A 13,777-nucleotide genomic window follows, 5' to 3' on the forward strand; every position below is an offset into this window, starting at 1 on the left:
GAGGTTGGGGGTTAGTATAATAAAATTGGTGATATAATACTTGCATATAATTAAATTCTATTCATAGTAGAGTTTTGATAACCAGTCAACACTAAGGTATCTTTCACCAGTATCTGCAAGTATTGCAACTATTGTTTTTCCTTTGTTTTCTGGTCTTTTAGCTACTTCTAATGCAGCGTGTACTGCTGCTCCTGATGATATACCTGCAAGTATACCTTCTTTTTGTGCTAATGCTATTGTACCGTTACCAGCATCTTCATCGGTTACTGTTATAATTTCATCGATTACGTCAAGATCTGTTGTTTCTGCTACAAATCCTGGGCTGATTCCCTGTATTTTATGTGAGCCTTTTTCTCCTCCACTGAGTACTGGGGATGATGCTGCTTCTACTGCTATTGCTTTGAAGTCTGGGTTTTCTTTTTTGATTGCTCTTGCAATACCTGTTACTGTTCCACCAGTTCCTACTGCTGATATTAGTATATCTACATTTCCGTCTGTGTCTTTTAGTATTTCTTGTCCTGTTAGTTTTTCGTGGATTTCTGGGTTTGCCTGGTTTTCGAATTGCTGTAGGATAATTGAGTTATCTATTTCATTGTTTAATCTTTCAGCTTCTTTGATTGCTCCTGGTATTCCGTCTGCTGCTGGTGTTAGTACTAGATCTGCTCCGAATATTTTTACGAGTTTTCTTCTTTCTATGGAGAATGATTCTGGTAATACTATTTTTAGTTTGTATCCTTTTGCTGCTGCTGCAAATGCGAGTGCTACTCCTGTGTTACCACTTGTTGGTTCGATTATTGTTGTATCTTTGTTTATTTTTCCTTTTTTCTCTGCATCTTCTATTAATGCTACTGCTACTCTGTCTTTTACACTGCTTACAGGGTTGAAGGATTCTACTTTTACTAGTACTTCTGCATCTATTCCTTCTGTTAATTTGTTTAATCTTACTAATGGTGTGTTTCCTATTGTTTCTGTTATATCATTTGCAATAGGCTTTTTGAGTATTTTTATATTTTCTATTGCCATGTTTTCACTTCCGTTTTTTATTTTTTCTTTTAGTATATTATTATTTTTATTTTGATTATTTTAAATTAATTTGTTTTTTGTGTTATTTTGCTAATAACAAATAATTAACAATGTTAATTTTAATTTATTAATATATCATATTCATATAATAGTTATGTTTTATGACTATATAAATATAACTATTGTTATATTTTTATAACTATTGTTATATTCTTCATCATAAAAAAATAATTAAATTCATAATTAGAAAATAATACTTATAATTAAATTTAAAATACAAACTATATAAAATTAACGATGTTAATTAATTAATTATTCAATAAAAAAGAAAGAATATTTTATAACAATGTGAACATAGTATATAATAGAATCACAACAAATTACTAATAATAAAAAAATCAAATTTCTATATAATAAAGAGGAGCAAAAAATGTTTGATACCATCAAAGAAGATATACAAACCGTATTCTCGAATGATCCTGCTGCCAAAAGCACAATAGAAGTCATACTATGTTATCCAGGATTACACGCACTATGGCTACACAAAATAGCCCACTGGTTCTGGATAAGAGACCACCGCCTAACCGGAAGGTTTATATCACATATAAATAGATTTCTAACCGGAATAGAAATACATCCCGGAGCAACAATAGGCAGAAGATTCTTCATAGACCACGGAATGGGAGTAGTAATAGGAGAAACCACAATAGTAGGAGACGACGTACTACTATACAAAGGAGTAGTACTTGGAGGAACAAGCCTAGAAGATAAAAAAAGACATCCAACAATAGGAAACAACGTAGTAGTTGGAACAAACGCAATAGTTCTAGGAGACATAGAAATAGGAGACAACTGTAAAATAGGAGCAGGATCAGTAGTAACAAAACCAGCACCACCAGGATCAACCATAGTAGGAATACCAGGAAAAACATTAGACTCCATCAAAAAACAAAACAAACGCACACACGACCTAGAACACGGAAAAATACCAGACCCAATAACAGAAATACTAAACTCAATAATACAAAGACAAGAAGACCTAGAAGAAATAGTATACCATGAAAACCGTTCAGCAGAAGATAGAAAAATAATGTACAGAGAACTAAAGGATTTAGCTGACAATACTGATGTCTGTGAAGAATTACATAAAAAACAAGAAAAAAAAGAAGAAAAATAACAAACTATATTCCCCCTCATCTAACTCCTCACCTAACCTTTTTCTATTTAAAATACACATTAACACTATCATACCCCTTAGATGAATTAATCCATTTAACCTCCGTATTATAATACCAGCGCTTATTAAGATAAGAATAATAATAACCAGGATTATTATTAAAACTAACCTTACAAGGAACCTGAACCCTCACCTCTTTTGTAGAATTATCTGACAGTAACACATACGTGTAAATATAATGCTTATTACTAATAGATTTATAATAAACTCTGGATTTTATAGGACAATCCACACTAATAGTACGTACACTACCATAATCCGATGAATAAACCATGTTAACAGTACCAGCTATATTAACCAGCATATTCTTAGCCTTAACACTGCTAGCCACATCATTGACATTATTAATTTCATCACTAACAAGAGGAACTGATATTGTTGAAAGAATAATAAGCACAATAAAGAATATTAACATATACTCCATGGCAACCTGACCTCTTCTATCCAATTAGATCAACTCCATCAATTTTATTATAAGAATACCTGTATTTCCAAACACTAATGTCAGAATCAATCCTGATAATATAAATGGAGCAAAAGGTAAAGCTCTCTTAATAGGAATCTTATCAATCATATTACTATTACTAAGAGTAGTTAACAGCACTATATCCTCATTATTTAATCCAGCAGCATTATTAGAAATTATCCTATTACCTTCAGATTTATTAAACAAGTTTCCTAAATTATTTCTCAATGAGTAACTAGAAAAATAATATTTACCATTACTAGAATATAAGGGATTTGATAAAATCATTCCCTCCTCTAATTCATTTACATCATAGTAATCAGTGAATACTTCACTAACTATACCAGTACTTATCAGATTTTTAAAGATTAAAATAAATTCCAGGATAATAAATTCTATTATATAAGATATTAACTGGCCAGTATACACCTGCTGTGAAATTACAGGTATGGATGTTAAGATGATGAAATTTCTGTTATCACCTATTATCTTTTCAACTAATAATGTGAATAATAGCATAAACACTATTTTTATTATAGGATTATCTATATTTAATAATGAAAAAATCCAATACCCAATGATTAATAGATTTAAACTCTTTAAACACTCACTTATTTTAATAGTATCAGTTAACTTTTTAATTAAATAAGGCTTTTTATTAATAATAGTATAGTTAATTACACAGGTTAATAGTGGCACTACTGAAAATATACTATTAACAATAACCCATAACGTAGGTATACTAAAGCCACTAGAAACCAAAGGTAACCTAATATTAAACAAGAAACACCCTGGAATAATATCCATAAAATCAGGTGTTAAAAGTGTAGATATTGCAGTGAATAACTTGACATCACCACCAGCCCACACACCTAAAATCCACAGGATATAAGAAAATATGAAAACTAATACTACAGACAAGTAATAAAATAAGTTAAAACTACCAGTCAATAGATAATAACAAGTAACCAGCACTAATCCCACAATGATTGCAGATACTGTCAACTTATTAGGTATTAAACCATATTTAACATCGGTATATGTTGCAATTATACAACAGATTACTAAAATTGTTATTCCAAAAAATTTTATTAAATTTAATATATCCATAACTTACTTCTAAAAAAAAATATTAAAAAAAAGGGAAGAGATAAATTATATTTTATTCTGTTTTTTATCCTTAGCAGCTTTAATGAATGACTTGAATAATGGATGTGGTTTATTAGGTCTGGATTTAAATTCTGGATGGAATTGACATCCGAGGAACCATGGATGATCCTTCAACTCTATCATTTCCACTAAGAAGTTATCAGGAGAAGTACCTGATATTACAGCACCAGATTTCTCAAGTAAATCCCTGTATTCATTATTTACTTCATACCTATGCCTATGTCTTTCTGATATATTAGTATCCTTATATGCATCATATGCAAGAGTTCCCTCTTTAATAGTACATGGATATGCACCAAGTCTCATAGTACCACCCATATTCTTAATCTTCTTCTGTTCTTCCATCATATCAATAACAGGACATGTGGAATTTTCATCAAACTCTGTACTGTTAGCATCAGGATAACCATTAAGCTGTGCAAGAGCTATTGTCATAGCATGTAAACCTAGACAGATACCAAATATCGGAACATTATTCCTAATAGCATACTTAACCGTTTCAATCTTACCATTAATACCTCTTTCACCAAAACCACCAGGTATAAGTAATCCATCATATTCATCAAGAATATCAAGGTTAAAGTCATTATCAGCTTTTATCCAGTCAATATCAACTTTAACTTTATTAGATGCACCTGCATGTTTTAATGACTCACGTATACTAATATATGCATCCTCTAATTCAATATATTTACCTACAACTCCAATTTTAACTTTCGGAGTTTCAATTTTCAAGTCCTCTACAATCTGACTCCACTCATAGAGATCCGCTTTTTCTGCCGGTGCATCAATATTCAATCTGTTTAACACATAACTACCCACATTAGCAGAGTACATTATTAATGGTACTTCATAGATTGAATGAGCATCAGGAGTGTTTATCACTGCTTCTATTGGCACATCACAGAAATGTGCAATTTTTTCTTTAATATTCTGGTCTAATGCTAACTCTGACCTACATACAATCATATCAGGATTTATTCCCAGACCTCTAAGCTCCTTAGTACTATGCTGTGTTGGTTTTGTCTTAAATTCCTTTGCAGCCTTCAAGTATGGTACATATGTTACGTGTACGAACATACAATTATCATGACCCTCCTCATTCTTAAGCTGTCTCACAGCTTCAATGAAAGGCTGACTCTCAATATCACCAACAGTTCCACCAACTTCAACCATGACAACCTCAGCCTTAGTTTTTTTGGCAACATTCCTGATCATCAATTTAATCTCATCAGTAATATGAGGAATTATCTGAACACAGGACCCAAGATATTCACCTTTTCGTTCCTTCTCAATAACAGATGAATAAACTTTACCAGTTGTAATATTAGCCTTTCCAGATAGTTTCACATCAAGAAATCTTTCATAATGACCAAGATCAAGATCACACTCCATACCATCATCAGTTACATATACTTCACCATGCTGATAAGGATTTAAAGTACCAGAATCCCAGTTGAGGTATGGGTCGATTTTAATTGCTGTTACATTAACTCCATAAGACCTTAAAATTCTACCAATAGATGCAGATGTAATTCCTTTTCCAATAGAACTAACTACACCACCAGTTACTACTATATACTTTGACAAAATTATCAACTCTTCCCTAAATGTTATAATATTATCAATATAATTATTATTTTAATAAACAATACAATAATAATTATACTAAAACTATGTTCAATATTTAATATAAATCTTTGTAAAAATTAATTATTTAATATTAATTAAATATTTCTCTCAACTTATATTTACTATTTTAGAAAAAAGTATTCATAAAAAATAGAAACATTATACTAATATAAATCTAAACAACATGAATAAATAAAGATAATCTAAAAAAAATAATTATAGTTTTTTACTAAAAGTTTATACCTAATGAATTATAAAGATATATTCATGGAAAAATTTAATAATAAAATTGAAAAACATTTAGAACTTTCAGAAATTTCAGACATGCTGAAAGAGTACAAGGAATATTACAATGTTTATAGGCGTCTTTTGTTAATTAACATGGTTGCAAATGGTGAAAGTATTGCTAAAGCCTCAAAAAACATTAATATTTCAAGAAAAACAGGCGAACGTTGGGTCAAACAATATAATGAAAATGGCGTTGATGGTTTATTTTCAAATTATTCCAATTGTGGAAGAAAATCATATTTAACTGATCAACAATTAAAAGAATTGAATGAAATCATAACTGGAAATGAAGAGAAATATAATTTAAAAGATGTACGAAACTTAATTAAAGAAAAATATGGTATAACATATAGTGAGAAGCAAGTATGGGTTATTACAAGACAAAAATTAAATTTAAACTATGGAAAACCATTCATTAAATACAACACACGTCCTAAGAATCCTGAAGAAGATCTTAAAAAAAACTAAAGACAACAGACATACAAACAGAATATTTTGCTTTTTTAGATGAAACATCTTGTCAAAATGTTCCAAATGTTACAAGAATATTATATGCTCCTGGAGAAAAAAATATACAAACAAAACATCCAGTAAAATTTGGAATAAATGTAACTGGATTTCAAGGAATCAATTGCAACTCATATATGGAGGTAAATACAAAAAACAATGCATTTCACTTTGTAATTACCTTATGCCATTACCGTATTGAAAACATGACTAATAGATTAGGTAAACAATTAATCAAAGATGCAATAAACAATGAAAACTTATCTGATGAAAAAATAAAAAAATATCTATCCTCTAAATCACTAAATGAAATGGATTTGATAAATAAAATCAATGATGAACTATATAATGACAATTCCAAACAAATTTCCATAGAAAAAATTCAAAAGATTTGCAGGAAAGAAGACAACAACAATTCAAGAAAAATAGGGTATGAAAAAAGATTAAGATTACTGAATAACCTATCAAATCCAAAAATAATGGAAATAAACTCAAAAGAAAAAAGAATAAATATTATTTTAGATAACGCAAGAATACATCATGCTAAAATTGTTGAAAAAGCCTGTGAAATATTGAACATAAATTTAATCTTTTTAAAACCATATTGCCCTGATTTAAATCCAATTGAAGATGTATGGCGTAAAATTAAATCTAAAATATATAAATCAATGTATGAAAATTTAAACAAATTAATAGAAATATTTGAAGATGAATTCTATAAAATAGTTCATTTAACATCATTTTACACAAAATGGGTTAATGAATATTTAGGTATAAACATTTGGTAAAATACTATAATAATGGAACTAATATCTGAACACCAAATGATTTTTAAAATACCCTGAAATTAACTCTAAAATAATAATTTTCTAAAAATAATATAATAAAAAAAATAATAATCCTGTAAAAAAAAAATAAAAAAAAGACTCTTTGAAAATCACACTTTTTTTATATAACTCCGTTATAGAGGAATTATATTATTTTTAAAATACTATTTTTTCTTAAGTATATTAATAATATGATTTTGTAGAGAAAATATATTATTTTGGACTAAACATCCATATAATCATTGGCATTAATTGCCAAAAGATACTGAGAGGTCCATAAACTGAATAACCTTTCTGGGATCTAATATCATATTCAAAGTGTTCATTAACTTTTTCAGGAAAAATTAACAATGTAACATTGAAAAACTCAAATAAAAGCAATATAAACAACCATATATTATATGGAAAATGAGTCATAAAATTAATTGACTGGATAGCCATAAACAATGAACATATACCCAAAGTTGCTAGAGGTTCATAAACTAGTTCATAATATCCGATACATACTAAATCCTCCTCATCAGTACTGATTCCACTATGAGTCCGGGGAATACCTGCTACACCAAAATCTACTGGCTCGTCATAAACAGATTCTTCACTAAAAATATGAGGTCTGAAATAAATACCTAAACCAAGATATAATATAGATAATCCGAAAGTCATTAGACCAACAAATAGCCATGCTATAAATAATAATGGAATAACACATATTGTGAAATAAATACCCATATGAATGATAAAATTAACACTAGGGTTTGTTATAAGTTTAATATCATGGTGAGAGTACATATATGATCTAAATTTATCCATAACTTTAAGTTTACTTATGATTTTTACAAATACAATATATCCAATAAGTATAATAAACCATAAGATAAAAATACGATACACGATATCCATCATTAAAACCTCCATTTAAGTTAATGTTTCGCTCCTATTCTCAGAAGGACTGATATGATTAATCAGAATTTTTAATGAGTCTTTTAACATTTTAGATCCTAACTTTTCATTAGCAACTACGTAAGATGTTATCAGGGATATTATAGTATTTTCTTTATTAATTTTATAATCTCCTTCAAGAATTTTTATTATTGTTCTTTTTGATTCATCTGTTTTTATCACAGTTTTAATACTTTTTACCATGTTTTTATCCAACATTGTTGATTTGCTAGGAAGAGAATTTAAGAATATATCTATTCCTAATTCTTCATCTGTTTTCCCTGTTGTTGCTTGAAGAAATGATTCACCGACATAGGTTATAGCCCCATGGAATACTACGTTACCAAATACGCCTAATTCACCAAAACTATAATCATTAAGTGTATCTATCAGCACTCTTCCATATCTACTCATATTGTATTCTTGTGCAAAACATCCTTTTCCATCAGCATCTAAGAATAGTCCTGTTGCAATTAATGGAAAAGAATAGGGTCCTATTGCTGGCATTAATATAAATCCTGCTGTGATTAGCACATTACCTATCATTTGCTCGTACTGTGCCCATTTTGAATCTAATTTAAATCCTAGTATGGTTTCATTTTCATCTTTATTCCATTGTTTATATAAATCACTCTTACTATAATCACTAATGCTGTCTATGATTTCTGTTCCATTTACTGTGGGTGCTGGTGTGTTATTGATTGGTGAGCTTTCCGTGAAATTATATAATACTTGTGACATGTTTGAGTTTTCTAATATGTCTGTTAGGTTTATTTCCGTGTAATTCATGGTTTGTTGGTATATTAATGGAATTACTATTTTGATTATGTTTTCAAAGGATTGTTTATTCGTGTTGTTTGTTGTTTGTATTGTTATTGCTAGTGAGGAGTCCAGTACTTCTAAGTCTAGTTTATTAGTGTTTGTGTATGTTAATATTATTGTTGTTGTGTTTCTGTACCATGATGTATTGGTGTTTGTTATTTTTTCTATAGTATTTGCAAATGTATCTGCTAGGTATAGGAATTCTAGTCCTTTATAGAATGTTTGGTATATTGCATTGTTTTTGTATGTTGAATTTTTATTTATCCATTCATCTATGATTGTGTTGTTTATTTTTATTTTTGTAGCTGTATATGTTTGTATTGTGTCTATTGTTTTATTGTATATTGAATTCTGGTATTTAATTTTTTCTTGTTTAGATATTTGTAGTCTGTTACATTGGAACTGTGTTAAAATATATTCTGTAAGATTATTTTTAAGTAATTTGTTAGAGGAATAATTCACTCTTTCCTTTGTAGTTGTGTAATTAATCCTTGGATAATTAGCCATTAGTTTTGTATATGTTATTGTTTCGAAGTTTGCTGTTTGTTTTGTTTGTTTATATATTTGATATTTTAGTCCTGTGTCATCGTAGTTAATTCCTTCTGTAAATAGTATTTTTGTCCTATTTTTATTATTTACATTTATAATCATTTGTTCTGCATATAATGAATTATTAATTCTTGGTAAACTATTGTTATCATATGTTTTACTTATTGCGCTAGATATGATGCTAAATTGGTTTATGTTGTTTATTAAGTTATTATGATATTTGATTATTATGTTATCGTTTTGTGTGTATATTAGTAATCCTTCTTTTATTGATGGATAGGTTATGCTACAATTCATTTTTCCATCTTTTGTTATGAAACATGCAGTTTTTCCTAGATTATGAATAGAGTTAGTTATATTTTTATTACTTAGGGTGTATGTTTTGTTTGTTTCTGTAAAGGTAATGTTTATTATTCTCGTGTTAGGTATTTTGATTATTCCATTAGTTCCTGTTTTTATTATATATTTATCATATTGAGTATTATTTGTTTTTATCACATTTGGCAACGTTATGTTTGTATAGCAGGGTATTGTAATATTATAGTCAATTGGTGTTTCGCATGATGTTTTTGTTAGACTTGTTATTTTTATTGTTTCAGGCAGTTTTTTATTTTGGTATAAATAATCGACTATTTGTGTATATAAGTATATAGTATCATTGTAACTTAAATATCCAAAATTACTTTTTATTATTGTTGGAGTTTTTCCTATTGTTTTATAACTGTTTAATAGGATATTTGCCAGTGATTTATATTCTGTTTTATTTATTGTGGTTTGTGTGCAGGATGTTGTTGTGTATGTTGTTGTATTATTGAATTTACCATTGTAATATGTGTTATTATTTGTTACTAGATTACATAGTAAGAATAGATAGTCTGTTGTTGTTATATTTTCATTTGTTATGTTTATATTATTTGGTAGTTTATTATTTTTAATATTTATTTTTGTCCAATGAGCACTTTCAAGAACTTGGCTGTACGTGTATTTCTTCATGTTTTCTGTTATTCTTAAGTACACAGTTAAATTAGATCCCTTGCATAAATCATTTTCATTATATGTTATAGTTATTTTATTTATTCCAGTCGTATTTACTTTGAATGATAATTTTGATGTACCATTTATTATTTTTGATAATCCTATTTTTTGATTGTTCATTGTATAATTTAATGTACCCTGTGTTATTGTATGGTTATTTGCATCCTTAACTGTACTTGTTATGTTAACTATTGTATTGTTTGTTATTATCCAAGAATTTGAAATTATTTTTGTTGCTTTTTTTATCATGTTTAAAGTAGCGGTTGTATTAGCAGAGTTATATTCTGTTGTTCTAAAAGTTTTTATCAATAGATTTGATGTTTTCACTGTTTTTGGAGTGTATGTTATTTTTGCTACTCCATTAATTATAGGTGCTGTACTTATTGTCACACCATCTATGATAAATGTTGCATTTAATCCATTTACTTTATGATTATTTAGGTATGTGAAGTTTGCAATTAGTGTTATTGTTTCATTTACATAACATGTTCTTGATGCTGTAGTAATGTTTATTGATTGTCGATTATAACATACTTGATAGTCACGTACAGTTGCATAGTTTGGAAGTCTACTATTAGTTTTTTCAAATTGACTAATTCCTGAAAACAAGTAGGCTGCATCCTCAAAGCTTAGATTATAAGTATCATATGTAATTTTATCAGGATTTGTACCATATATTTCATAACTTTCTATTATATTTTTAGCAATTTTAAGGTAATCCTCCTTGTTAATTTGTTCATAGTAACAGTTTGTCGTGGTTGTAGTTTTTGTATGGAAATAATTATTATTTAAAGTGATTATTGAGCTGTTATATAAAGTTTTACATGTTAAGTATAGGAAATCATTTACTGATAATTTATCTTCTTTTACTGTTACATAGTTAGGTAATCTATTATTATTTGAAACAAAATTTCTAAAATTATTTGCTGCAGTAAGTATTTGTGTTTTTGTATAATTACCTGGCTTATATATTGTTAATGTTTGATTTATTATTTCATTCTTGTTTATTACTTGAACGCATAATGTTAAATTTCTAGAATCTATTGAACTTAAGTTTAAATTAGTCGTTATTGTATTTATTTTTATATTAGTGATTTTTTTAACTAGCTTATTATTTATATAGAAGTTTATTGTTGCATTTGTTATGTTATTTGAGATTATTTTTGTTGTTACTTCTAATGTTGTGTTATTTAAACTTGTATTAACTTTGATATTCTGATTTGTTTTTATGGTATATGTGTTTAAACATGCAATATATTTATATTGAGATAACGGAATCCAATTATTACCATTAGTACTTATATATGAATTATTAGTATATGATTTGTTTATTGATTCAATTAAATCCTGAACTACTATGTATGTAGGAAAATTATCAATATTTTGTATTTTTACGACTGTGGTAATATTATCATTCTTTTCTAATGGTATGGTTGAATCTAATTCTATTGTTTTATAGCCTATTGATTTTATCGTGTTATTTTGTATGTATTGAAGCTTATTATTTTTGTAGATGTAAATTGTACAATTTGAAGGATTGAGGAAAAAGGTTCCCACTGCTTTTATACTTTCATTATTTAATGATTCATAATTATTTTTAACCCAGACAGTACTAGAATAATTTAAATCTATAGCATCACCTGATAACTTGGTATTTTGGTATATATTTGAATAATTAACTGTATCATTTAATACAAATACATAATTATTCCTATTGTTTTGTATGTTTATTCCTGCAAGTGTTTTATCATAATATGAAATATAAACATATCCTTTTTTGTCGAAATTTTTACCCCAACTATTTTTTATTATGAACGCTCCATTACCCTCTGGTCTAGTACCATTGTATTCAAAGTTATTTTTACTATAATTATCATCCCATCCTATGATAGCTACAGAGTGTGTAGTACCTAATGAGGGATTATTACAATACCAGTTATCTCCATCGAATTGTGCATAGATTACTGTTTCTACTGCACCGTATTTTAGAATCATTTCTTTAATTAGGTTATTGTCTGTGCAATTTTTTCTGTCTGGTACAAATATTACATTTTGAATATGTAAGTCAGGGTCTAATGTTGGTGAAAATATACTGTATTCATCGTAGGGGTCTCTGTTTTCCTTTATTGGTCCTAACCAACTTATGAGATAACTAATACTGCTTAATGCTGATCGTCCAGTGTTAGGCTCCCTATTTATTCCATCGTATGAATTTTTACTTATAATATTTTTGATATTGTTTTCAGATAAATCTATGGTCTTATTTAATGATTTTAATATGTTTGATTCTAGTGCGCCGTATGTTCCAAAAGCCCAGCAACTACCACTAGCTCCCTGATCTCTAACATCAGTTACAAGATGATATTTCCTTAAGTCGAATGTGTTGTTGTTTTGTTGTATATATAGGTTAGTATTGATTGTTTTTGCATTATAATTTGAATTACCCTTATAAGTGTATTGAACTTTTTTTATAGTATAATAGGAATTATTCCATGTTGTTGGAACTTTATAGTTATACTGAATTGTTCCTTTATTAATTATTACTGAAGATATTGTTGTTCCATCTATTTTAATTGTAATATTTCCAGTTATATCGTTGTTTATTTTTGCTTTTAATATGATTGTTTTTCCAGGTATTGCTATTTGATCATTTGATTCTATTATTGGATTTTTTTTAGTTGAAATTATTGTTTTTTCTATTGTTTGGTTTTTTGATGCTATTGTCATGTTTATATTTATTCTTTTTTCCTGATATTTGCTGTTTCCACCATATACAAAGGTTACTTTGTAAATTCCTGTCCATGTGAATGGTACTGTGAATTTATGTTGTATTAATCCATTATCTGGTCTGATGTATAAAGGGAGATTATTTTCATCTTTTAGTGTTACATCATTTATTTTTATGCATGTTTTTCCGGTTATGTCTTTATTAATATGTGCTGTTAATATTATTGTACTACCTGGTTTTACTGTTATATTATTAGATTTGAAATCTGGTTCTAATTTTGTATTTGATGGAACTATTTGGTTGTCTATTTTAGTAGTTATTTCATCTTCTAAGTTTGTTGTAATGTATTCAAGGTTATCTTGGATATTATATGTTTTAGTAGTCCCAGATAATTGTATTATTAATTGGCGTGTTGGTAGTGTGTATTTTATTACTTTTCCCGTGTTTAATGTGTTTAGTGTTATTTTTATTTTTCGTGTATTATTTGTTATTGTATTTGTTACTTGCATGACGTACCATGTTTCAGGAACAATATTATTAGTCACTATTTTAAA

The 13,777-nt window shown here is 28.0% G+C and carries 9 protein-coding genes; 3 read left to right on the forward strand and 6 right to left on the reverse strand.

Features of this window, described 5'->3' with window-relative positions; translation table 11 throughout:
• Positions 1–57: 57 nt before the first annotated feature.
• Positions 58–1,017 carry a cysteine synthase A gene (cysK, locus tag OTK55_RS06870; RefSeq protein WP_274871785.1) on the reverse strand — a complete coding sequence of 320 codons (960 nt, stop codon included), beginning with the start codon at positions 1,015–1,017 and terminating at the stop codon, positions 58–60.
• A 403-nt stretch (positions 1,018–1,420) separates the two neighbouring features.
• Between cysK and cysE the strand changes: the two genes are divergently transcribed.
• A complete protein-coding gene (gene cysE / locus OTK55_RS06875; RefSeq protein ID WP_274871786.1) occupies positions 1,421–2,200 on the forward strand; it encodes a serine O-acetyltransferase in 780 nt (259 codons plus the stop codon).
• Positions 2,201–2,243: 43 nt separating this feature from the next.
• Here the strand turns inward: cysE and OTK55_RS06880 are convergent, their stop codons facing one another.
• Genes OTK55_RS06880 through OTK55_RS06890 form a run of 3 tightly spaced genes read right to left on the reverse strand, consistent with a single transcriptional unit; the run spans position 2,244 to position 5,495 of the window.
• Entirely contained in the window at positions 2,244–2,708 is a 465-nt protein-coding gene (locus OTK55_RS06880; RefSeq protein WP_274871428.1) for a class III signal peptide-containing protein, read from the reverse strand.
• Positions 2,709–3,836, reverse strand: coding sequence for a prepilin peptidase (locus OTK55_RS06885; RefSeq protein ID WP_274871429.1), 1,128 nt, complete (start codon positions 3,834–3,836; stop codon positions 2,709–2,711).
• Positions 3,837–3,881: 45 nt separating this feature from the next.
• A complete protein-coding gene (locus OTK55_RS06890; protein WP_274871430.1) occupies positions 3,882–5,495 on the reverse strand; it encodes a CTP synthase in 1,614 nt (537 codons plus the stop codon).
• 300 nt (positions 5,496–5,795) lie between these two features.
• Between OTK55_RS06890 and OTK55_RS06895 the strand changes: the two genes are divergently transcribed.
• On the forward strand, positions 5,796–6,284 hold the full coding sequence (locus tag OTK55_RS06895; RefSeq protein ID WP_274871431.1) for a helix-turn-helix domain-containing protein: 489 nt from the start codon (positions 5,796–5,798) through the stop codon (positions 6,282–6,284).
• 176 nt (positions 6,285–6,460) lie between these two features.
• A complete protein-coding gene (locus OTK55_RS06900) occupies positions 6,461–7,111 on the forward strand; it encodes a transposase (RefSeq protein WP_274871432.1) in 651 nt (216 codons plus the stop codon).
• A gap of 252 nt (positions 7,112–7,363) precedes the next feature.
• On the opposite strand, the gene OTK55_RS06905 is transcribed toward OTK55_RS06900, so the two are convergent.
• Both OTK55_RS06905 and OTK55_RS06910 read right to left on the reverse strand, forming a co-directional pair.
• Positions 7,364–8,053, reverse strand: coding sequence for a hypothetical protein (locus OTK55_RS06905; RefSeq protein ID WP_274871434.1), 690 nt, complete (start codon positions 8,051–8,053; stop codon positions 7,364–7,366).
• A 12-nt stretch (positions 8,054–8,065) separates the two neighbouring features.
• On the reverse strand, positions 8,066–13,768 hold the full coding sequence (locus OTK55_RS06910; RefSeq protein ID WP_274871435.1) for a C1 family peptidase: 5,703 nt from the start codon (positions 13,766–13,768) through the stop codon (positions 8,066–8,068).
• Positions 13,769–13,777 lie beyond the last annotated feature (9 nt).

It is taken from the genome of Candidatus Methanosphaera massiliense (assembly GCF_028890305.1).
GTDB classification, from domain to species: Archaea; Methanobacteriota; Methanobacteria; order Methanobacteriales; family Methanobacteriaceae; genus Methanosphaera; species Methanosphaera massiliense.